Source organism: Vibrio sp. CB1-5 (assembly GCF_059412285.1).
The window spans coordinates 43,244-68,245 of record NZ_JBJHPB010000024.1 but is presented as its reverse complement, the minus strand read 5'-3'; the positions used below and the strand labels follow the sequence as shown (position 1 = coordinate 68,245).

The window sequence follows — 25,002 nt, the reverse complement described above, 5'->3', positions numbered from 1 at the left end:
TCCTTTAATGATAGTAATATTCAAAGTCTGTCATTGCATAGATAAGTACCGCTCTCCATGCTCGGAACACGTCTTGATTGTCTGTGGTGAGGTCTGAAATATCATACTGACCATTATCAAAGTCACATGCTGTATCTAACGCTTCACCTTCCCAAAGGTATATAGACTGACTCGCATTATGATAGTCCAGCACATCTAAGAACAGCTGATAGACAACTAAGATTTCTGGGTCATTCACATTTACAGATTTACCTCGAGTTCTCGTCAATATCTCGGCTATCTTGAGTTGAATATAATGTGCGCCTTCATCAGCAACATAAACATTAGGCAAAGTGTCTAAGCTTAGTCCTGTTGAAGAGTCTTGCTGTGAATATCCGCTATTCCAAGTTTCAGGATAGCCATCACCATCACTATCTACACTTGCTGCAACATCAACAGGGAATGCATCATTACTATCCTCAACACCATCATTATCATCATCGGTATCCTGATTATTGCCGATTGTATCACCATCACTATCTAGCCACTCTTCAGGGTTATTTGGGAAGTGATCATAAATATCAGGATGACTATCTCCATCTGCATCATAGAGAGATTGAACACTGTCATTCGCTAAAAACTCAACTTCTTCTGGTAGCAGTGCTCGATTAAACACCTGAATATCATCATAACTTGCTTCGTTAAAGTAGTTTGGTGTATCTGGTGTTGAACCAAAGCCAAGATTAAAGTGGGTTTCATGTAAGAAACGAGTTTCCATTTCAGACGTTTGGTAAACTTGCTCTCCGTCTAAGAAGAAGGTAAATACCCCAAAGTGATTTTCACCATTGCGCTGCCCATCATAAGTTAAAACAAAATGGTGCTCTGTGTCTTTATTGACATATGCAACTGTTTGTGAATCACTCCAATTATCCCCATCACCCGACCAGAAGCGTAGTGAGCTTCCATTTTGGTAAATGGTAATGCCATGTACATCAATATTTCTCAGATTAAGTAATGTTGCATATGGGTAATCGAACTTACGAGGTGCATATTTCATCGAAAGACTAAATTGTAAAGCTTGGTCAGCAAAGCGATTGAACGGTACTTTAATCCCTTGTTGATCAGTCTGAGTTAAGTTTGCTCTATATCCACTCGATGTTAGCTCCTGTGTAACATCACCTAAAATAACAGCACTGTTAACCTGTGTAATACTATCAAATGCTAGGTTATCGGTTTTTTCAAAAGTATAACGTGAAGCCAAACCAGGTAAAGTGCTAAAGTCCCCTCCCGAATTTGATGCATCGTTACTAAGGGTTGCTTTCGGTCTCCAAGTCCAATCGACTCCTTTTAACAAAGTACGCTCCTCATCATTGACCAATGCATCATGAACAACAATAGTACATGTATTTTGGTACGCTAAGCTTTGCGCAAGTCTAGTAGACAAAGGTGTCATTTCATTCACCCGTTTTGTAACACCACTAGTATTTAAACCACCATAGAAAGCTGAACTATCTAAGTCATCTAGGAATCCAGTATCATTATTCCAGTTACCATAGACGTCCCCTCGATAACCATTAGTTAATGCTGACAAACGATCAACGTATTGCTCTGGAGTAACTTTTGAATAGCGGCCTAGTTTATCTGCCGCATTTGACTCTGCAACCTCCGTAGCTTGAACGCTCCTAAAATTATCCGACATCACCATAGCTAACAGCATAGACTTGAGGTCTTGTTCAATACTCAATTTTGCGCCCAACTCTAAAGCTAGCTCTTGCTGCTTATTATAAGCTGCAGAGAGTGACGGATATTCTGGAGATTCAGGTGATGGTGCAGGTAACATCTCTTTACCAAATAGTGATTGCCACCAGAAACGTACAGTACCAGTACTAAACCTCTCATCTTGCACTATTTGTTCTGCTAGCCATCTAAGTGGCTCCGACTGCTCGGGCTTAATCACATCATAATAACCTGCAGGGCGAATATCATTATACCATGTCAGCCCCTTCTCATATCCTGATGCATTCGTTACCAGTGAGTGCTCATTATTGTGCTGCTTATAAGAGCCAAAATGACCGTAGAATTGGAAACCGGCAGCAATTGGATCCATCGTAACATGACAATTGGAGCACGCAGGGTTATTCATAGTTGGATTAGAGTCTCCCAATACATCCGCTGTTGAAACGGTTCTAGCCAATTGCTTCTCAATGTCATAATCCAAGAAATTAATCATAGTTTGACTTGCACGATGACGATGGAAGTTCGTATTCGTGTTGTTGAACTTACCTAGATAGCCATACGTGGATAGAATACCCACATGTGGACGCAACACGGCTTCCTCTTCATTGGCTCGATACTGAATATCTTGAATAGGAATATATTCATCACTAGGAGATGAATTACCTATAAACCAGCGCTGCATTTCAGGCCCAGCCATTGTGTAATCTGCCGTTAATATCTCATAATATGGCTTATCTTGACTAACGACATGCCACACTAACTCACCTGGAGATTCAACGTACTCTTCACTCAATCGCTCCTGTGCTTCTCTCACCGCTTGTGTGAGCTTGGTCCAGTATGACGAAACTCGAGTGTCTGCTCTCAGCGCATGATTAATACCGCTTTCATCCAGAAGCTCAACTTCTTTCATTATAAAGTCTTGACCTTGTCCAGAAGATAAACGTACATATCGTGCTGATTGATCGAAACCATTGTAGTAATGAGTATAACTTGGAGAATCAAAGTTCCAGTCCGTATGCTGAGCTAGATCAATTGTTGTTACATCACTACGGTTAAGAATGTCTTCATTTGAACCACCATCAAAAGGTGTATTAGAAAAACTCACTTTGAGACGCTCGATCATGTACGGGTAGCCATCTCGCGTTTGCATTACAATATTTCGAATATTGACAGGCTGACCCATGTCGAGATCAAGCCACTCACCACCTATCGTTTCCTTACCTGTATGAAACTCTCTAGTTGTACCATCAACAGCATTATCACCTAAATATTCTAAGTCCTCTGTATGATAACTGATTAAAGCTGGATATTTTCTTGTATATTCATTATACATATCACCAACGGCACCATTTCTATCTCTAAACTCTCCTATTAATAGTCGGTCCTCTACACCTCTTTTTATAAAGGCTTTGAACCCTGCACTATTTGCATTCATCAATAGAGCCACTTCTTCAGCTAACTGAGCTTCCGTCCAGAGTTTAGCCAATTGCATTTTTTCTTCGCTAGGTAACGTGCCTGTTAATACCAATGAGGCTTTGTGGTATACCTCATCTGCTCTCGCCATAATGAACTCGTCATCATAGCTACCATCTGACGGCACCGATAACCCTTTAGCTCGATAGAGTACAGACTGCAAAATTTGCCATTCGTTCGTGTTTTGGCCATATACTAGCCCTCCACCATGTGGCATTTTTCCGGAAGGTTTCGCTAAAATGGTTTCTATATTAGGATCAAACGCTTCAATATAATCTAACAAGATTTGGGCATTATCACCGCCAGTCACTTTATCGTTGCCTTTCAGTAAGTGAATCTTACTGTATTTCGCTGGCCCTTCCGGCGTATGACAATTCACACAAGACTGTTGTAACACTTCATTGTTTAGATCACTGAACGTCGCTGTATTAGGGTCAACATTCACTACACCTGATTGCTCCGATAGAAGAGGATCAAGCGGGTAGCCATCATAGTAATCTAGGACACCATCACCATCATCGTCTGTATCTGCGTTATTACCAATTCCATCACCATCAGTATCTACTGACTCCGACGGGTCATCTGGACGCCAGTCTTCTTCGTTGTATACTCCATCGTTGTCACGATCCCAATCTAAGTTGTCTGGAATGCCATCCCCATCTAAATCTGACTCAGCAATATGCACTGACCCAACATTACTTATAAAACGAATAGCTACACGCTCGGTCTCGCTGCTGGTGACACTGCCTTGCCCCGAACTATTAACCCCTAGCCAATCTCCACAACGGTAGTCTCCTCCTTCACAATTCCAACGATTTTCTAAATAAAACTCCATAGGGTGCTCAGTTGGGTGTAGCACCCATGGGGTTTTATCGTAAACATTGTCACTTGGGTATAAGCGCAAGTTTCGACTTGCGAAGTTCAACCAATAATCACAATACTGGCCAGTTGTATCACAAGTATTTTTGGTGCGAATGTAATAAGTGTCTGTTGCTCCAGGAACTGCGTGTAGTTCCCACACATCTGGAAGGTTGGTATCCGAGTACGCTCTCTTATACACATAGATGCCTTCCGTCTTTAACATCTGACCATTGGCGTCAGTAGCCATAAAATACGTCACAGGTGTTGTAGATAAACTCGGTATAGTCGAATCAGTATCTTCACTATCTATAATACCGTCATTGTCATCATCGTTATCACGAGCATCGACAAGCCCATCGCCATCAGTATCCGTTGTCCCTACTACAAAATAATCCAACGTAATACTTTGCTCCACAGCGGTTTCCGTTAAACGTACTTGCATCGCTGTTGGTTCAATTGCCCCTTGAGCATCATTCAAACGCACCACGTAATCGCCAATAGGTAAATCTATCGCCGTAGCTGACTGACCAACTTTCACCACAAGATCGACAGACACTTCGGTCCCCCTAACTTTTAGTGTCACGTCTTGGCCAATAACTCCAGACTCCAAAGCATTCACAGTAACGGTGATTTTACCTGGCTCCATTCGCTCCGCAGTTTCGTTACCCCATACGTCGTACCATAAGTAACTCGATACTTTTTCCACACAGAGTGAGTCACATGTCGCCACTGGCATGGTATCTACTTTACCTTCTAAGGCGGATAGCGTATCCCAACGCTCTGCAACACTGCTGTCACCCACTAAATCTGGAGCCAAGCCGCCACTTGGAGTATGACAACCCGTACAGTTTTCATTAAACAGTGCTTCTCCTGACAGTACGTCTCCCGACATGGTCCAGCTGCTGGTTAATGACGGTGTACTTGCACTGATGGTCAGCGTCTGACTTGAAGGGACTGGGTAGTAAGCGCCCACAGAACTGACAACAACTTCATAGTCACCAAATGCTAAATTATCTAGTACTAAGGTCTCGGACCAAGCCAGTTCATGCGTCGATGAATAGTTCTCCCCCGTGATAGTCACAGTTTGCATCTCATTGGCTAACTCGATACTTGGTGCCAAAGGAGATGTTAGATTTAGGCTCCCTTCCGTTACATCTGACTTGTTGTAATTAATATCCCACGCAATCGCCAGATTATCTTCCGAGATAGATTGAGTTGCTGATTGGTCAAACTCCGACAACCACAAGCCTTCATCCTCAACTTCTAACAAATAATCACCGTATACCGCTCCTTCAATCACCAAAGGCTGCCCACCAAAACGTAAGGTAATATGACGGGTATATCCTAATGGATCGGTCAATTTCACTTGCACTCGATCATTGACCAAACTTGAATCCGGTAGCTCAGGTGGGGTTAGCGTAATACGGCTTTCTGGTAGCACCGCACTGGTTGGTTTTATGCGCATAATGCTGTCCATCGCATCATCTGACATCAACATGGAACCATCTGGGAGAGTTAATAAAGCCACTGGCCGGCCATTACAACTGCCATCAAAACAAATATAGTTGCCACCAAATTCTTTCATAAATGGCATCGCATCAATTTGGTAGTCCACCTCACCTTGCGAATTTAAACCAATCAATTGCAGATTAATCCCTTCATGCTCAGGGGTACCGCTACCATGTTGAGCTACCCACAATTGTTGATGCCCATATTGGTTGGATAATAAGTTATTAAACTCAATACCCAATGGTGCCGAATGTCCGGCAATCAGCACTTCCGGAGATTGATAACTGTCTACTTGAATGTCTGACAATGGAATATCTAGCCCATCACCATTGTCTTCTTCTGCTTGCGAAATACCCAACTGTCGATGACTTACCACATACGGTGCACCAAAGTGCTCGCCTTCTACACGTACTCGATTAATTTCATCCGGTACACCATAAAAGTCAGGACCCAAGTCCGTTGGTTGGCGAGCATTGTCACTAAACCAAATCTCATTAGTCACGGGATGGAAGTCAAATCCCACAGTATTCCGAATACCACGAGCAGCTACTGTATAGGACTGGGTATCTAAATCGTATTTGAGAATGGTACCAAAGCGTTCATCCAATGGCGTACAGGCGTTACATGGTAAACCGATCGGAATATAGATGACGTTTTCATCCGGATTTGGACTAAAGCGGATAAACTTCCACTGGTGATGTATCTGTGCCGCCCAGCTTCGGTCTGTCGTATCCAGCTCACTACCTGGTAGAACAAGTTCTTGCTCGTAGGAAGGGAAAGTGCGATACACCTCATCGATATTATCAATTCGATACAAGCCATCCACATCAGCTATGTATAGCGCGTCATTGCGATAAGCTAGACCACTTGGCATATTTAAACCATGCGCGACTACCACTGGTTCGCCCACTGTCAATGTCTCGACATCAAATGGCATCGCCAAAACCTGGTCTTCCGTACGCGTCGCTACATACAGTACGCCATCACCCATCGCCATCTGACGAATATTTCCTAACCCCGTTTTCAACACTTCGATCTCAAGCCCAGGAAGCGAACGTTGATTCACATAGGCCGCATCAGGTGTTGGACGATACACTACAGAGAATGGATCTGGCTCAACTGAAGTGTCCGTTAAGTCAATGACTTTTGGTGTACGGAATGCTTGTAAGCCATAAGTGGATTTTGCATAGGCTGAATACTTGCGTGGTGGCAGGGTAATACTGCTTGTTCCCCCAAATGGCACCATGATTTCATATTGCTCATCACCATGAATAAACACAATATCAGAAGCCAACGGTACACCAATATCACTCACGGCCACCGTTAACTCGACGCTTTCCGAGAAACGGGCATCCAGTGGGTAGGCATCCGCTTCATCATTAACACCATCACCATCATCGTCGGCATCAGTATTGTTACCTATGCCATCACCATCGGTATCTAGGGATTCCGTCCCGTCTAGTGGGAACGCATCTTTACTGTCTTCCACTCCATCATTATCATCATCAGCATCTTGGTTATTACCAAAACCATCTAAATCCGTATCTAACGACTCGGTGGCATCATAAGGGAATGCATCGTCTTCGTTTAACACTCCATCATTATCAAGGTCTGGGTCACTGTTATCCCCAATACCATCAGCATCAAAATCGGAGGATTCCGTAGCGTCGAGAGGGAAGTCATCATGAATGTCTAACACCCCATCGTTATCGTCGTCGTCATCGGTATTGTTGCCAATACCATCGCTGTCGGTGTCCAAAGCCTCCGTCGCATCCAATGGAAAGGCATCCTCTACATTCAACACACCATCATTATCAATATCAGGGTCACTGTTATTCCCTAAGCCATCCCCATCAGTATCTAATGTTTCACTACTGTCTGTTGGGAATTGATCCAATCCGTCGCTGACACTATCACCATCAGTATCATATTTTAATGGGTCTGTGCCTAACGCCAGCTCATCCACATCACTGATGCCATCATTGTCATCATCTGGATCAATGGCATCTTCAATGCCATCACCATCAGTATCCACAGTTACATCAAGTTGTGTTAACGGCAGAACATCATCGGCATCCAAAATGCCATCGTTATCCGTATCCGTATCATCTCGGTTCACCATGCCGTCTAAGTCGGTGTCTACATTACGTAGATTAGCAATAATATGTTGGATTTGACTTGCAGATAGGCTCTCATCGAATAACATCACGTCATCGATATTCGCTATGTGCGGATAGTTTTTGCCTGCTCTCCCCCCTGCGCCAATATGCAGCTGATTAGCAGTATCCAGTTTTAACTTAACAAGCCCCGAAACCAATACCGATTCGCCATTAAGGTACAACTGAAATTCACCACTGTGCAGCCCATCCGCTTGCTTCACACCAGCAAAGCTAAGCGCAATATGATAGTGTTGTCCCGCTTCTAGACTTTGCCCTTTGACAATATGCCACTTCGCAGTGTCGCCATACCACAATTGAAGCTGGCCATTTTTAATGTATAAGGTAAAACCTTCTAACTCTGAGTCTCGAGTATTAAAGACTGCTTGATAATCACTGGAAGCTTGATAATGAAAACGCTGCATCGCAGTAAATGATGCCGTCTCTTGATTAAGAAGAGTTGAGCTAAAGTGAAGAGCACCAAGATCCGGTTGATTCAGGTTCGCCATTAACCCTTCATAGGTATCAGCAACCGTTAACACCGTACCTTGCTCAGTTAATGTCGTACCAGTGGGTAATAACCCCGACAATATATCGTTAGGATCATTAAAATCTAATTGCAACGTAGCTTGCGACACGGTGACATCATAAGGAACCAAATCTTGCTCATCGGCAATCCCATCACCATCACTGTCGAGATTAGTTAAACCAGATTGATACTGTTCAGAAACCGCTTCTGAAGACAGCATCTTGTGATAGATACGCAGATCATCCAGTTGACCTCTATACCGATTACCCAATTTAAAGACACGGGCTAGACTAAATCCTTGACTACGCCCCGTCCCTTCTACGAGTATTTCTCCATCAATATAGACCGCCATTCGCCCTTGTGTAATATCTTTACAATACACAAAGTGATGCCATTGATCTGACGTGAAATCACTAGCTGGGTATTGACTGATACGATCGTAGACTGACGGGTCATCTTGGTCATTGCCAGCATCAAAGTAGAGCTTACCTCCTCTCCAAAGCTGGTGATTTCTTAGTACACGACGACCATTATCATCATTGGCAAACAAGAAGTTATTATCTCCGGTCTGCTCATAACCTTTAGCCCAATAAGTGATACACAGTGCTTCTGTCGCAGCAGTAAGTAGTGATGCATCCAACAGCAGCTCATGCCCATCTTGAGCATTCATGATATCTAATGCTTGTCCTCTCGGACTGCTGATTAACTGATGATTAGGCGTGAGATTAACGACGTATTCACCAGTATGATCATTTACAAGACCATCAACGGATTCATCAAAGCTCCAATAAGCGATAAGCCCACTAGGATCGATTGGTGCTTGAGTCGTTCGAGTCGGGTCAGATGGATAAGCATCCGCATTATCACCGACACCGTCACCATCAGTGTCTACGGTTTCCGTCGCATCGTTCGGGAAAGCATCGTTATTGTCTCCAACCCCATCTAAGTCACTATCGCTCCACTCTGTACTGTCTTCCGGAAAGACATCCAAAACTAACTCGGTAGTCGAATCTGCCGATGACTTACCTTCATTCCAACTATCAGGATACCCATCACCGTCACTATCTACACTGGCGGACACGTCATTAGCAAAGGCATCTTCCTCATCGCTGACGCCATCACCATCACCATCACCATCAAGTGCTTCCACAACAGCTTCATAATTAGACTCATTAAAAAGCGCCAATACCTCCTCGTCCGTTAACGCACGATTAAACACTCGAAAATCATCCAGACTACCACTGTAATCTTCACCCAGTAAAAAACGACTAACCTCACCAATCGCTTTCACGTTTCCAGTGCTTACATCAACCTTAACCCCATTCACGTAGAAGGTCATCAGGCCGGTTGTTGTATTTTTACTGAACACCACATGCTGCCACTTATCAGGCTGCTGGGTATAGTCATCGCCACCGTAATACAGAACATAATCAATGCCTTCCGTGCCATTGCCAATATCGACATACAAGTGGTCATCAGTAGGGTATGGTAAATTAGCAACAATGACGCGTTTACCATCGGTATCGGTGGCATAGATAACTCGATTAGTGCCAACCGTATCCCAACCTTTTAACCATAACGCCATTGTTACCTCAGTGCTTAAATCATTAATCACTGAGACTGGTAGAGACAAACTTTGCTCACGAGTTAATGTGACGCCATGTCCTTTTTCAGAGAGCACCGTTTCAATACTGCTTGCGAGTATGCTTTTATTGCTAATAACATCAAGAAACTGCTCTTCTTGTACTTGGTCGAAGGTCCACCAAGCCATTAAACCATCAGTAACACTGCTGACTGGTGCACCATGAGTCGAAAAAGAAACCAATGCATTAATAAGCACTACATTGGTTGAAAGCACAAATGGAATTCGAGGCATAACTCACCCTATGTATAGAAATAAGTGTGAAACTACTGTTTTCTTAAATCTAGTAAGGAATTGAGGTCAAGCGACATAAACTTCTACATAAAAATAACAACATGAACCAAGATCACATACTGGATATCAAAGTCACTAAAAACGACCAGTACGCATTACTAAGCGCGTGTTACTAAAACTGTCAGTTGCTTTTTTACAGCATCTAGCTCCTCAGCCTGCTCAGCCAGCTGCCTTTTCAGTTTGGCTACTTCTGCGGCTAGCTCTTTTTCTCGCTGACTGGTACTGGTGCCGCTCTTAGCTGACTTACGCCAACCATAGATCTGGGGTTCGTGTAACGATAGTTGCCTCGCTGTCGCAGCTACCCCGACTTTCCCTGCTAGCTTCAGTGCCTCTGCTTTAAATTCAGGGGGAGTGGATAATACGTTTTTTCTTGCTTGTCATGATTCACCTCGTTAGTAATTGCACTCACTTAACTCGGTGTCCAAAACTGCTGGTGCGGATCAGTTGTATAAGAACCACTCAAGTCCTGACAGTTTGGTTTTCTGACCGAATTACGCAACAAAGCCAAATAGGGTGCAGAAAGGCAATTCGAAGTCATTTCTCCATTTAGTCATACGTAACAATGGCTCTTTTTTCTCATACCGCTACCTTGTCTTGTCGATACCACCGGTTAAATTGATCTACCTTCATTGGTCGCGCTATCGCATAACCTTGGGCTATTTCACATCCTAATTCCAATAGTAACTCTTTTGCTTCCCAATTTTCCAAACCTTCCGCTACAACTGTTTTATCAAAGGTCGAGGCCAAACTCATCACCGCTTTCAAAAGCCCCCAATTCTTACTGTCTTTTTGCAAGCCAATAATAAAGCTCTTATCGACTTTCAATACATCAGCGGGAAGGTCTCTTAAATAAGAGAGGGTTGAATAACCCGTACCGAAATCATCAATGGCTACACTTACACCTAGCAACTGACAACGCTCTATCGCAATCTGAGCTCTGTCTACAAGCTCTAAAGCACTCGACTCAAGAATTTCTATCTGCAAATAACTCGGAGGGACTTTATATTGAGACAAGAGTGCTTTTAGGCGACTAGTAAAATTGATATCATCCAATTGATAGCTAGATACGTTAATAGACAATTGTATATCCATGCCGCATTTCATCCACTCGGACACTTGATGCACGGCTTGAGTCATTACCCAGTCACCAATCTTACGTTGTAGCGCAGGAGTCTCTAGATCAAATAAAAATTGGTCGGGGGTTAACACTCCTTTATCGGGGTGATTCCAACGAAGAAGGGCTTCTGCTCCTATCACCTCATTGCTTCTCAGGTTCATTTTTGGCTGAAAGTATAGTTCCAGCTCATTTTCAGAAACAGCTTGTTCCAACTGTCGCTTTTTAGCATGTCGTTTTCGCTTGCTTCTATCACGCTCAGGGTTAAAGAATGACATACTATTCCCTCCCTGCAGCTTCGATTCATACATAGCGAGATCCGCCTGTCGAATAAGGCACTCTATATCTGAGACACTATCTGCCTGTGTCATAGTCACGCCAATACTTGCAGAAAAGGTCAATGGATGAACAAGATCTGTTTTAAACCTTATACTAGAAATAATATTGAGCAGCTTTGAAGCGTATGAGTTTACTTTAGTTTCATTCCTCACATCATTAAGGATAATAATAAATTCATCTCCACCCCACCTCACGAGAATGTCATTTGAAAGAATGTTCTTACTCAAGGTAGAAGCGAGTAGTTTTAGCGCCTCATCACCAACTTCATGTCCAAAGGAATCATTAATCTTTTTAAAGTCATCGAGGTCAATAAAAAGGACTGCCATATATCGACCAATTTCATTGAATTTTAGTAACTCACTGACTTTGGTCACCAATAAGTTACGATTAGGCAGTTGAGTGAGGGGATCATAGAGTGCAAGTAACTCTAGTTGCTTTTCTTGCTCTTTAAGGCGTGATATATCTGTAAACAGGGCAACAACGTTAGATAGCTTATCTTGAGAATCCTTAACTGCTGTTAGGCTAACAAGTTCAGGATGAGCCTTACCATCTTTTCTTACGAGCCATAAATCACCACGCCAAAACCCATTTCTTAACACTTTTTGTTTCAGTTCGGCATAGCGCACCTGAGATTTGTTTTCATCTATCATTGACTCTAAAGAGTGACCTAATAGTTCTTCTCTACTGTAGTCATTAGCTGAAATAAACGCTTCATTAACTCTTCGAACTAACCCCAAATTATCAAGAATTAAAATGCCTTCTCTCGTGTTGTCAAAAACACTCGCTGACATTCTCAATTCTTCTTCTGCCTGGCTCTTTTCCGTTACGTCAAGATGTGTCCCAAACATCTCTATCGGTTCACCAGTCTTTTCCCATTTCACCACCTGTCCTCGAGCGAGTATCCAAAGCCATTGTCCAGATTTATGTTGAACACGACATTGACATTCATAAACTTCAAGAGAACCTTCAAAGTGGCGCTTTAATTGTTGTTCTGATTGAACAAAATCTTCTGGATGACAAAGCTTTTCCCAAGTCTTGAAAGTGAGTGGTTCAAGCTCTGCTAAGCGATAGCCGAGCATCTCTGCCCATCTTTCATTAAATTTAACTTCACCCGACTTCATATTCCAGTACCAAGTGCCAATTTTGGTTGCTGCAATAACGCTATTCAAATCTCTCTGCTCTGCTAGCAGCTTCGCTCGTGTTGCTTTGATTGTTGAAAACATCTGGTTTACAACCCGAATAAAACCATCAATTTCATTATACCCACTGAGTTTCAACTCCTGATTTGGAATTGCATTGACTTCATCTACTTCTAACTGATGTTTTAAGTTCTCTAAGGGGGTCGACACAAATCGCTGTAAAAGAAAATACAGTATCGACAAGATAATAGTGTTAAGTATTAAACCTGATAATATGGCATGAAGAAGCGACTCGTACATTTTATCCTTGATAATGCGATCAGAAACACTGATCTTTACCTTACCAATATTCTCACCACCCGATGATTCGATAGGCATGCTTTTTATAACAAACTCATCACCAAATAAATAGCCATTTTCATTATCGTTCTCTAAAATCTCCCCATCTATTTTTGTTACACTCGAAACATAATTATCTCGATTAAGTATTTTGGCAAACTGATAGTCGTAAACCACAATAGCTTGGTAGTTTCGCTCTTTAGCTTCGTTTAGAATGATTTTCTTATATTCATTAATAGCATATGCTTGCATCAAAGGAGCGACATTATTACTTATCGTAACTAAGCTCACATCAAGTTGTTTATTAATTTGCTTAGTGAGTGTTTGTTTTTCAATTGAAAAAGTAATCATTGTATAAATAGCGATCACAAGACTGATGCTGAGCATAATAACTAGCATGGTCACTCTGATAAGAGCGACAGACTTGGAAGAAGCGTTCATTTTCCCCATTAGGTTCCTTCCTAATCCAAACCGAGGACATTTCTTTTAATTTCTTCTTCTTGGCTATCAAGAGTATTTTTGTCTACAGCAAGCACCTTAAGCTCTTGTGTTGATTCAACCTTCGCACCCTGCCAAAACTCATAAACAGTCTCGACTGAACGCTCTCCTATTTTAAAAGGTTGTTGCATCGCAGCTCCAACAATAACATCCGTTCTGAGCAACTCCAGAAACTCTGGCTCTGCATCAAAACAAATCAACAAAACCTCCTTCTCTTTACCCATTTTCGCGATACCATCAAGAGCCGCTTGATATCTGTTCGAACCTTGTAGCCAAATAGCACGCGTTTTAGGATTTTTTGTTAAGATTTCAATTGTATAATCAAATGTTTCCTGGTAACTAAAATCCACTTGCTGATAAAGGCCATTAACGTCTATACCACTTTCATCAAGAGCAGCGATGAAACCTTGTGTTCTCTGTTGACCATTCACTCTCATCTGGGGAATAGCGATAATACCTACGGTACCGTCAACACTTGAGCTACGCTCCATCTTAGCTGCAAGCATTTTTCCTAAATCATAAGCTCCTTGGAGATTGTTTGATTTTATGTAGGACAAGTAGTCGCCACTCTCAGCTCCAATATCGGCAATGACAACAGGGATCTGGGCTTGTTTTGCCAAATTAAGCAAGGTCACTGCGGCAGAAGAATTCGTAGGAGACATGATAATTGCATCAGCCTTCATATCGATGGCCACTACAAGATTTTCTAATTCTTGTTTAGCATCATTGTTGGCAGAGAGGACAAGCACGTCATAATCATATACGTTTGCTTTCGAAGTAACTCCTCTACTCATAATTTCCCAAAAAGGTATTCTCAAATCTGAAACAAGATAAACCAGTTGCTTATCAGATGTTTTTCCATCCATAGAGAGAAAGAGCAAGCACAACACGATCATTCTTTTCATAATGGTCTCCTATCAAACTCTAAGTAAGCAAAACATGTAACGCTGGACTTAGCATTATAGAATTAACATTATTATCTTAGTATAAATCATTGTAATGTCTTTACTGATCTGCTCCAGCCAGACTGGACACTTCATTAAGCAACATTTGGTTTTCAACGTTAATTGGGCTTAGATACCCAAGAGCACTGTGCCTTCTTGTCCGATTATAATCAGTTATGATGTCTCGATAATCTTTGGAGCAGTACTGATTACCTCGGTCACTATGAACGGTGTTTTTCAAGGTAGTTGCCATCAGTTCCATGCTTTTTCACATTCCATTCTCCCTCACCGTATACCTTGAGCCCAGTTGCATCAATAGCTAGGTGTTGGATAGCGCCTCGTGTTGAGGCTTTGAAATTAACGTCTACATCCTTGGCTCGCCGACTTATACAGGTATAGTGAGGACAAACCAATGGGACATTCGCTAATTTAAATACTGAGTCTATAAAGCCTTGTAGCGCCCTTAAGGGCAAGGAAAAGATACGCTTCACCATGAGAGCGCTCGTGATAGCTAAGTCACTAAACAATCGCGGTCTACCACGTCTATGCTGTTTAGATTGTTTCCACTCGTTTATTGCTTCTTCGTCAATCCAAAACGAGAGTGAACCTCGATTGACTAGGGAATTGTTGTACTTGCACCAGTTGGTGGTTTTATAGCGAGGCTTAGGCATGAAATCAAAGTCAGTGAATGAATATTCCTGATCTGATCGTAAGATTTTGGTTTAGTTCATTCGATTTCGGCAACAAAGCCTTCCTCTACTGACATATCCTCTTGTTATGCATGTTTAATTACGCGCCTTACTATTAAAATCTTCATGATATTGCTCCGCCCTTAACCGAGCATTCTCTCTGACATCCATATGGAAAAGAGAGTAATCGTAATTGTGATAGTCATTATCACTAAATACTTTATAGCTTTCAGGATTAGGTATATGGACTCGAAGTACTCCTTGATCACAATCTGCATCCGTATACTTTGATATTGGAGGCGATAGTTGAGTAAAGGTATAGTCGGGAACTCGATCATCACCCATGACCTTAAAACTAACTTGGCCAACCTCAGTAACCATACCTAAATGTTCTTCTTTTTCTGCACTACCATTAATAGTCCAAGAAATAGGGTTAACACAAACGAACGGATCCCTTAATTCGTCATCATTTGGCTTGTAGTCAGCCCCATAAGTTGACCATGCAACGTAGCAGCTGGTTTCTGTACTTTTAGAGCAAAGGGGAGTAATCAACTCTGTGACCATCGATGCTTGTAAGCCACCAGGAAAATAGGCTGCAACTAGTCGAGAATAATAAGAACTTTTTTCAATTTCTTTTAATAATCTAATGCCGTGCGCTGAACCCTGACTGTGCCCTGCGATAATAAATGGCCTACCGTTAGTTTTCTCAAGAAAAGCATAAAAGGCCGCTTTCACATCACTATATGCAAGGTTTAGGGCAGATTGACCATTCTGGCCTTCCACATCAAAAAAGGCGTAGATTGATGCTTCTCTATATTTTGGTGCATATACAGAAAAGTCACTAAAAACAACAGCCATATTAGCCATCATCCAACTTCTATTATGGCTAGCAGCACTCATTTCTAGTAAATGGCTATTCCAATACTCACTTCTAAAATACCCTGTAGGGTGAATAAAAAACACATCGACCCCTAAATCTTGAGTGGGCTCTTGTCCATATAACTCCCAATCACTTTCGAGTACGTAATTTGGCGTATCCGCTATTTTTTTATCGCCAAAATCGTGCATTGGGTAATTTAAAAGCAAAAGTATTGTTTTTGGCCCGATTAAAAACACAATGAAAGAAACTAATAAAACACTTACTAATAGAATGATTTTTTTCATGATAACTCCACTCAGGTGGATAGACATAACTGCAGACACCGTAACATACATTGCAAATATAGCAGAGAGTTTATGGATAGTACTGGTTAGGTTAACTTTTCTATTGGTCTACTGGTCAGGTGTTCCGCTCGAAGGTTCTGAGAAAGTTTTGGGGTATTTCTGTGTTTAACGTCGTGCCAACACTTCCGTTGCTTCGGCGCGCCCATACTATTCAACTAGCAAGCTCTACTTTAACTTCCGTACTAGGGAGTCCATGAATGCGGACACTGGTTAACCCCCTAGTGATTCTATATTCTCTGGAGCTATCTCGCAGAATGCTCGCACACTAATCCCCCTCACACTTCACGCCGAGGAAATTGGAAACGGAAAGCCCAAGAATGATTACTAGATTGAGTGAGATAGCGCATCGCTCAGTACCTAAGTTCAGTACCAGTCGCGTTTTCTATGCTATTTGAAAGGTGTGGTGCGTTATAACTCGTTGATTACAAATTACTAAAGTAAGCGCGTCATAAACCCCGCATTCTAATCGCTCATCACGAACAATAAGATCAAACCTCCAACCATAAGGAGATTTGAAATGGGAAAACGACGTACTAATCAAGAATGGCAAACGCTTATCGCGCAATCTGAGTCGAGTTCGTTGTCAACGCTAGCCTTTTGCAAGCTCAAAGAAATCAATCCTTCGACGTTTTATGCCAAGCGCCAGCAACTTAACAAAATTGCGACTTCTCAAGGCTTCGTTAAAGCTGAAGTCATCGAAAAGACAACGAAATATCAAGCTACAGTGGCAACGGCTAACATGACTCTGCTCGTCAATGATGTTGAGCTGAGCATTCCACAAGGCACGCCAGCGGCCTATCTCGCAGAACTCATTGGTGCGCTATCATGAAACGCATGCTCAGCGCTCCAGAGATTTATCTGTATCGTGAGAGTGTCGACTTTAGAAAGTCGATCAACGGTCTTGCTGCGATTATCGAAAGTGACACCGACTTACCCTTGGGAAGTGGCGCACTGTTCCTATTCACCAATAAACAGCGCGACAAAATCAAAGTGTTGTACTGGGATAAAACAGGCTTTGCTCTTTGGTACAAGCGCCTCGAAAAAGCCAAGTACAAGTGGCCATCAACAGAGAAAAAAGAGGTGTTTACTCTGACTCAATTCGAGCTTGATAGACTGCTTTCTGGCTTCACGATTATCGGCCACAAACCCGTAAGAATAAACGGTTTTACAATGACTTAAACGATAATAAAGCCTTATCTACCAAGCGTTGGCGGCATGATTTTAGTATAATAAATGCCATGAAAAAAACGCCAAATATCAACCCAGAAAGTCAAGATGTTGCCGAGCTACAAGCGATGGTGAAAGCCTTGATGTCGGAGAAAACAGAGTGGAAACAAGAGCGCCAGTCGCTACTTGAACAACTCAAGCTTGCCTTCGACCGCCAGTTCGCTAAACGTTCGGAGGCGTTAAAGCCTTACGATGAATCTCAAGGTGACCTCTTCAACGAAGTGGAGTGTGAAGCCGCTAAGGAAGATGAGGTTGAGGTCACGACGACCACCACAACGAAGAAGCGCGGTAAACGTAAGCCACTTCCAAAGACCTTGCCTCGTGAGGTTATCGAACTCGATTTAGATGACAATGAAAAGCAGTGTGCGTGCTGCAAACATAGTCTGCATAAAATCGGCGAAGACCGAAGTGAAAAGCTAGAGTTCTCGCCAGCGGTACTCAAAGTACTCGAATATGTTCGTCCTAAATATGCTTGTCGCCAGTGCGAGCAAACTGAAGACAAAAGCCGTATCGTTCAAAAGCCAGCGCCGCAAAGCATTATCCCTAAGAGCTTCGCAACAGAAAGCTTGCTAGCCAATATCGTCCTTGGCAAATACCAATACGCGATGCCACTTTACCGCCAAGAGTCACTGTTTACCCAATCGGGTATCGAACTGTCACGAACTACTATGGCAAGGTGGATTATACAACTCAGTGAGAAGTTCGCACCGCTTTATGCGGCCTTGAAAACACACCTACGTGGTTCAGGTGGATGAAACGCCGCTCAATGTCCTCAAGGAAGATAAGCAATGCTACATGTGGCTCTACTGCTCGGGCGCAGACTCGCCAGAAGCTGCACTTCCCAACGTGAAAAATATCGCCTTGTACGACTATCAAAACAGTCGCGCGAGGGCGTGCCCTGTTACCTTCTTAGGGAGTTACAGTGGTTATCTTCAAACCGATGGCTATGGTGCCTATGACGGTCTTCACCAAGTGACCAATGTTGGCTGCTTAGCGCATGCTCGACGTAAGTTCATGGATGCTAAGAAGCTTCAAGGTAAAGGTAAGTCAGGCAAAGCAGATAAAGCGTTGGCCAAAATCCAGAAGCTCTATGGAATAGAATCCCGCTTAAAAGGGGCGTCTGTCGAAACACGAAAAGCAGAACGTCAACAGCATGCCAAGCCAATACTGGATGAGTTGTACGTATGGATGACAACTCAACAAGTGATAGCGTCTAGCCCGTTGGGTAAAGCGATAAAATACACGCTCGGCCAATGGCCGAAGCTCATCCGCTATATCGATGACGGTCACTTGTCGATAGATAACAACCGTGATGAACGCGCAATAAAACCGCTAGTTATAGGCAGGAAAAACTGGCTCTTCTCTAACACACCAAATGGTGCAGACGCAAGTGCGATGCTTTACAGTATAGTCGAAACTGCAAAAGCCAACGGCCTTATCCTTTACGACTACATGGTCAGTGTATGAAAGAGCTGGCGAAAGCAGAGCCAGATGTCGATGCGCTCCTGCCTTGGAACTTCAAGCATTAGTCATATCGCCCCGTGGGTTCATGGGGCGGATACTTACTAAACGCTAGATGGGTGTGGTTAAAACCAAAAGGTGTTTAGCCTCATGTTTAAAATCAATAAGTTAGAAACACACTAAAACTATAAAGTGTCCCAAATTGAAACCATAAAGCGTCCTAATTCTGATCGTACACGAAACTGTGCACCACACTGAAAGAAAGTTACATAATAAAGCCACTGCTCTCTATAGCATTCGTTGCATTTACGGTACGACAGAATCGCTTGGTGATCACACAAATTCAGTTAGCCACCTAAATCGTTTTTGGACAAAAATAATCTACGTCCGCTCGTTTTTAACATGTCCCACGTAGCCGTCATCCTCACGAAAGTGAGGATCTCCTACCGCATGTAGGTAACTGAAAAAGTTCGACTAAGGCACGTAAATCAGCTTCGCGACGCGCTGAATGAGATCCCCTTTTTCAAGGGGATGACGGTAATTTGGCGGTGCTTTGAAACACGAAACGGGGCATTTCTGAGCTAGAAGTACCCGTCACGAAGGTTCTGGACATAAATCATTTAGGTCGATAATCTAAATAACACTCTACTCATTACTTTACGTATTCTGACCGAACCCAAAATAGGTTTCATGTGAAAATCAGTGACGAATAAAGCCGTAAAGGTACGCTATGATAGAGCCTCTCCAGAAGCATATGGTGTTACTTCCTTCTACGTAATCGCCGATTTGTAGACGTCAATCAGCCATGGTAAAAGAACAGCGCAACACGAACTCACTAGAGTCGCATCGCGCAATAAGTTTTTATACCTCAGTTAATCTCAATCAACCCGGGATAGTGCACATCAACAGGCGTGTCGGCGGGAACCGCCTTCGTCACCGTAGCGAATGTTGCGAGCGAGTAAGCGAAGATTTGATCGTTCGCAGCATCTCCATCACTTAACACACCGACAATATCGCCATTTGAATCCTCAGTTAAGAAGCCAACGACCGAGGTATTCGCAAAGACAGCCACCTCTGATACGGCATTCAATGATTCGTCATACTTCATCAACTTACCGCCATCGGTACCGTAGTACATAAAACCATCGCTCGCCGCCAATAGAGCAGTTGACGGCAAATCGCTTAAGCCTGATACCGAAGCCGTAACACTTGTTGCAGAACACTGGTTAGACACTCGTTGTATCGTGCCCTGACCCGCGACATGACTCTCACGTGTGGCGATAAAACCATCCCCCCCGGCTGTTGGAAACACAATCCCATACACCGCTTCTTCCAGCCCCGCTGCGGGAAGAAAGTAGGATGACTTGGTTGAACCATCGAGAGCAAAACAATACAAGCTGTAGTCGTCCAGCCCCCAGACGTTCTGCTCATCAACGGTCGCCTCATAATTGGGAATTCTATCACTCGTCGCCGCTAAGACACCGATACTTGTATACCCCATATTACTCCCGTCCACTTTGTAGAGCACATATTGAGAATGATGAAGATCGATCCCCACACCATAGAGATCGCCATTTGCTGCCAAAGCATGAGCTATTCCTGTTCTAATTCGGCTAGGCGCCACGGCTTCAGTAACTACTCCAAATGCCGAGTTATAAAGCATAATCCCGCCTGACCCTTGTGAACTTCGAGTCTCTAGGGCGGAAAATACAAAGTCTCCGCTCGCCATCTTCAATGGTCGACCGAACGGAAAGCCGCCTGCTTCAAAGCCAAACGTCGCCATAGTGATTTTATCTTCAGCACGGTTATAGGTGAGCAGCGCACCAGCGTCGTAATCACCACCATCAAGACTGAGTGCCGTAACGTACTGATCATCTATTGTCGTCGCTCCTCCACTCAATACCGCTGGGTCTCCGAGAAAAAACCATCCATATGTGTCATTACCTGTAATTAGGGGCCTGTCTGTATAGTTCGGTCTAGTCACCACAGCTAACTCAGGAGGTCTTATCGAAATTCCAACTGAACTTAGGAGGCTCGCACTACCAAAAAGGCGATAGTTTTCATCCGAATTAACAATATAAATTTGCTCAAGCGAATTACTTGCCGCCGCCCCGCCAATCTCTACATCATTCCAAGTTCCGAAAGTTCGCACAACCGAAGGGCCGAACGCGCGCATGTTGGTTTCAATTAGAACCGGTACATCGCTAGACCCAGACTCACATAAAATAAACACGCGAACCGAGCCTAAGCGGAAGATAGACTCTGGGTCCCGACAATCACGCATTGCAGTGCCACCACCGCCATCCTTGGTGGTGTTCTCCACGATTGGCGGTGAAATCGAAGTTACGGTTACTAAGCTGTCTCCACCATCTTCAACTACAAAGCTTCGAGTTCGGCTCCAGACCGTTGAACTACCCCAAGTATCGGCAACCCAGGATTGTGAAAAGTCATTAGCATTAGTTGGCGTAAATTCGATACCTGGGAGGAGCTGCTGAGAAAAATTACGACCGTAGAGTGCCAGAAGTTTATCTCCGCCATTCCAATATAGGTCAGTTACTGGTGCTCGCAATGAACCGGGGAAGTTATTTGACACCGCACCGAATTCACCGATAACTGAAACGCGTCGATAATGGCTACTTGCGGAGTCATTATTAATGTGGAGAAGTAAACCAGCATCCTTTAATCCTCCGTCTGAAGAAAAAGTAAATATATCCTTGCCGTTGTGATGAAAGAGTAATTTCGACTTTGTGAAACGCAAGCGATGCCCATTCACCATCGTATTGGGGATATGCGCAAAGGTTTTCAATTCGTCTGTGGCAGGGTCATAAGTTACTATCGATCCGGCGCGATATGCCCCATTTTCAGCAATCAAGGCGTACATTAGCCCTTCCGGTTCGTGGGCGACCACTGATTGTGAATAGGTTTCGACCATACCCGATACGCCGTGGAAGCTAAAGATCTCCGTCGTGTTGCTAAGATCTTTCTCTGGCATGGAAACGAGGGCGCCCGAGCCACTTGCCCCACCAATTGCACTGAGCATCATTAAGTTATGGCCAGACGGAATTGAGATCGCCGCGCCTTGTGCTGGGTCGGCCACTAGGACAGTCGTCGCAGTAGAGAATGAATCGAGTACGCCATCGTTAACGATAAGCGAGATATAATAATATCCTGCGGCATCTGGCGTAAACGTGGGTTCTGCGGCCGTTGCATCATCGAACGACGCGCTACTGCCTGTTGGCTTAAAGAAGAATGACCAACGATAGGTAAGTGGGTCGCCATTCGGGTCCGTGCTCGACAGGCCCGACAATTGATAGCTTTGGCCTGTTATACCGTCACCCGAATTAACAATAACCGCATCCGGAGCCAAGTTCCGCTTGGTGTCGTGAATCATCACGACGTCCGGAAGACTCACGCTTTGGCCATCACTGACCACCAGTTGAACCACGAAATCGCCTTCCACATCGGGCGTAAAGTTCGGCGATCGAGTATCCGCATCATTCAGTTGCGCCGTACTGCCTGCCGGACGACTTAATATTGCCCAGCTGTACGCTAAGGAATCCCCGTCTGCATCTGAAGAGCCTGAGCCGTCGAGAACCAAGTTCGCATTCAGATCAACCTGAAGATCCTTACCCGCATTCGCTACGGGTAAGGTGTTGCGCGACGAATCTCGAATGACCACGGCATCAACACTGGTCTGACCAGCAACATCGGTTACCACTAACTGAACGACATAATCGCCCGTCACATCAGGCGTAAACGAAGCGACCACCTGATCGGCGTCACTAAGCTGGGCGCTGCTGGTAGCAGGTATTGAGATAAACGACCAAGCGTAGCTTAGCGCTTGTCCTTCAGGGTCGGATGAACTCGTTCCGCTGAGCGAAACAGTAACATTATTTCGTGCGGTCTGATCTAAACCAGCGTCGGCCACCGGTGGTAAATCTGTTTCTGTGAGTATCACAGTGCTCGGTGCGCTATCGCGCGCTCCGTCATTCACCACAAGTTGAAACTTGTACGTGCCTGCGACATCAGCGGTAAAATCGGGCGCGACTACCGATGTATCTGATAATGACGCCGTGCTGCCGCGCGGCGCACTCAAAATAGACCACGAATACGTTAACGGTTGTCCTTCAGGGTCTGACGACTGAGAACCATTTAAGTGGCTGACAGTGCCAACCGACAGGCTCATTGACTGACCGGCATGAGCAACCGGCGCTAGGTTTTTGGTTGATAACACCACGGTATCGGTCGCGCTCGTTTGCGAGCCGTCGAATACCGTCAACGCCACCACGTAGTCACCGTCGGCATCCGGCGTAAACTGCGGATGCATAGTATGGATATCAGTCAAGCTCGCGGCGGAATTTTTCGGCTTCGAAACCATCGACCAAGACGCGGTGAGCGAGTCACCATCGAGATCGGTTGATAACGATCCATCAAGATGGACTGTCTGACCGAGCACGACCGACTGATCCATACCTGCGCTTGCAATGGGACGGTGTCCTCCCGCTCGAAGGGTTGTGGTACTGGGACTGCTTTCAACGGTGCCATCATTCACAACCAATGCAATCACGTAGTCTCCCCAGACATCGGGTGTCAGTGTGCTGACAACTTGATCTGCATCTTGCAGTGCCGCTGCACTCCCTGCGGGTGCCGACACGATATGCCATTGGTAAGCTAAGGTGTCGCCATCAACATCACTGGACTTAGAGCCGTCTAAGGAGACCATTGCTCCAACGGTAAAACGCTGATCCGCGCCTGCGTTCGCGATCGGCGCAATGTTATTACTGGAAAGGATAACGATGTCAGGAGCGCTTGATTTTTGCCCATCTGAAACGACGAGTTCGAAGCTGTAATCACCACTGACATCGGGCGCAAAGACAGGGAACGCTGTATCTGCTCGATTTAAGGTCGCGGTACTACCCGATGGTGATTGAACTACAGCCCAAGCGTAACTTAGCGCGTCGCCATCGCTGTCGTAGCTGCGACTGCCATCCAGCGTAACTGCCATATTCAGCGCAAAGTTTAAATCGGGACCCGCATTCGCAACCGGCGTTGAGTCGGAATCGCTGATGGTTACCCTGGCTGGTAAGCTGTCGGCCTCGCCATTGTTAACAACCAACTCGAAGGTATAGTCGCCTACAGCATCTAGGTAGAAACTTGGAAACGGGCTGCTTGGGTCACTCAAGTCGCTCGAACTCGACGCAGGTTTACTGACCACGGACCACTGATAACTGAGTGAGGCACCTTTAGGGTCGTGTGAAGCACTGCCATTTAGCACAACGGTCATGCCTTGCTGGAGAGTCACATCTTGCCCTGCATCAGCTATTGGGAGGTCAAGAGAGGCGCTTGGAGGCAGAATTGGTGATGATCTACCATCACCGCACGCACTCACCATGAACGCTATGAGCAAGACTAAAACAAATCGCATCGCTGCTACTCCTCTAAGATAAGAAAAGGTATAAACATAATTGCGTACCAACATACATAAGTAATTCTAGACTACAATTCCATCACATACTTTTCACTTTTTATTATCTTGCAATCATATAGTTACATAGCTATATCTTTGTTACGAATGAAGACTTGGTCGACTTCGTCCCTAGCCAGAACGAAGCTGGAGACGAACTGAAGATTAATTGGCCGGATTGCGCTCGTACAGTTGAAAATAGAGTAATACGCAGCTCGAATAAACTGGGAAACGAATAGATCTAACCCAAAACAAGAAGTGATACATTTTTCGAGCTAACGATTGGTTCGATTTGCCGATCACTTCGACCTGTGCCCATATATTATTTACTCTGCCAGAGATAATCCACTGCTTGTTTGAGGTGCTATTTGGGTCATTGTGTAC

General features: G+C 44.2%; 7 protein-coding genes and 3 pseudogenes. 3 read left to right on the top strand and 7 right to left on the bottom strand.

Annotated features, from left to right (window positions below):
* Positions 1-4 precede the first annotated feature (4 nt).
* The 6 genes and pseudogenes from ACJB0T_RS16355 to ACJB0T_RS16330 form a co-directional block, all read right to left on the bottom strand.
* Positions 5-10,120: a LamG-like jellyroll fold domain-containing protein gene (locus ACJB0T_RS16355; RefSeq protein WP_479289239.1), complete on the bottom strand. Its 10,116-nt coding sequence runs from the start codon at positions 10,118-10,120 to the stop codon at positions 5-7.
* Positions 10,121-10,308: 188 nt separating this feature from the next.
* Positions 10,309-10,561 (bottom strand): annotated as a pseudogene (locus ACJB0T_RS16350) (transposase); the annotation flags it as partial.
* A gap of 195 nt (positions 10,562-10,756) precedes the next feature.
* Complete coding sequence (locus ACJB0T_RS16345; protein ID WP_479289237.1) at positions 10,757-13,561, bottom strand: sensor domain-containing protein; 2,805 nt, start codon at positions 13,559-13,561, stop codon at positions 10,757-10,759.
* Between the two features lie 11 nt (positions 13,562-13,572).
* Positions 13,573-14,514, bottom strand: coding sequence for a substrate-binding domain-containing protein (locus ACJB0T_RS16340; RefSeq protein WP_479289235.1), 942 nt, complete (start codon positions 14,512-14,514; stop codon positions 13,573-13,575).
* 287 nt (positions 14,515-14,801) lie between these two features.
* Positions 14,802-15,224 (bottom strand): annotated as a pseudogene (locus tag ACJB0T_RS16335) (IS5 family transposase); the annotation flags it as partial.
* A 114-nt stretch (positions 15,225-15,338) separates the two neighbouring features.
* Positions 15,339-16,406 carry a DUF3089 domain-containing protein gene (locus tag ACJB0T_RS16330; RefSeq protein ID WP_479289233.1) on the bottom strand — a complete coding sequence of 356 codons (1,068 nt, stop codon included), beginning with the start codon at positions 16,404-16,406 and terminating at the stop codon, positions 15,339-15,341.
* Between the two features lie 577 nt (positions 16,407-16,983).
* Here ACJB0T_RS16330 and tnpA point away from each other — a divergent pair.
* The 3 genes and pseudogenes from tnpA (at position 16,984) to tnpC (ending at position 19,222) form a co-directional block, all read left to right on the top strand.
* A complete protein-coding gene (tnpA, locus tag ACJB0T_RS16325; protein ID WP_479289231.1) occupies positions 16,984-17,295 on the top strand; it encodes an IS66 family insertion sequence element accessory protein TnpA in 312 nt (103 codons plus the stop codon).
* Positions 17,292-17,645 (top strand): IS66 family insertion sequence element accessory protein TnpB, encoded by a 354-nt coding sequence (gene tnpB, locus ACJB0T_RS16320; RefSeq protein WP_418642905.1) that lies wholly within the window; start codon positions 17,292-17,294, stop codon positions 17,643-17,645. The genes tnpA and tnpB overlap by 4 nt, the downstream gene beginning before the upstream one ends.
* A gap of 59 nt (positions 17,646-17,704) precedes the next feature.
* Positions 17,705-19,222 (top strand): annotated as a pseudogene (tnpC, locus tag ACJB0T_RS16315) (IS66 family transposase).
* 800 nt (positions 19,223-20,022) lie between these two features.
* Here the strand turns inward: tnpC and ACJB0T_RS16310 are convergent.
* A complete protein-coding gene (locus ACJB0T_RS16310; RefSeq protein WP_479289228.1) occupies positions 20,023-24,579 on the bottom strand; it encodes a PKD domain-containing protein in 4,557 nt (1,518 codons plus the stop codon).
* Positions 24,580-25,002: the final 423 nt, after the last annotated feature.

Bases quoted from the DNA above. Each gene is read 5' to 3' on its own strand.
- ACJB0T_RS16355 (WP_479289239.1), bottom strand. From the start codon at position 10,120: ATGCCTCGAATTCCATTTGTGCTTTCAACCAATGTAGTGCTTATTAAT.
- ACJB0T_RS16345 (WP_479289237.1), bottom strand. From the start codon at position 13,561: ATGGGGAAAATGAACGCTTCTTCCAAGTCTGTCGCTCTTATCAGAGTG.
- ACJB0T_RS16340 (WP_479289235.1), bottom strand. From the start codon at position 14,514: ATGAAAAGAATGATCGTGTTGTGCTTGCTCTTTCTCTCTATGGATGGA.
- ACJB0T_RS16330 (WP_479289233.1), bottom strand. From the start codon at position 16,406: ATGAAAAAAATCATTCTATTAGTAAGTGTTTTATTAGTTTCTTTCATT.
- tnpA (WP_479289231.1), top strand. From the start codon at position 16,984: ATGGGAAAACGACGTACTAATCAAGAATGGCAAACGCTTATCGCGCAA.
- tnpB (WP_418642905.1), top strand. From the start codon at position 17,292: ATGAAACGCATGCTCAGCGCTCCAGAGATTTATCTGTATCGTGAGAGT.
- ACJB0T_RS16310 (WP_479289228.1), bottom strand. From the start codon at position 24,579: ATGCGATTTGTTTTAGTCTTGCTCATAGCGTTCATGGTGAGTGCGTGC.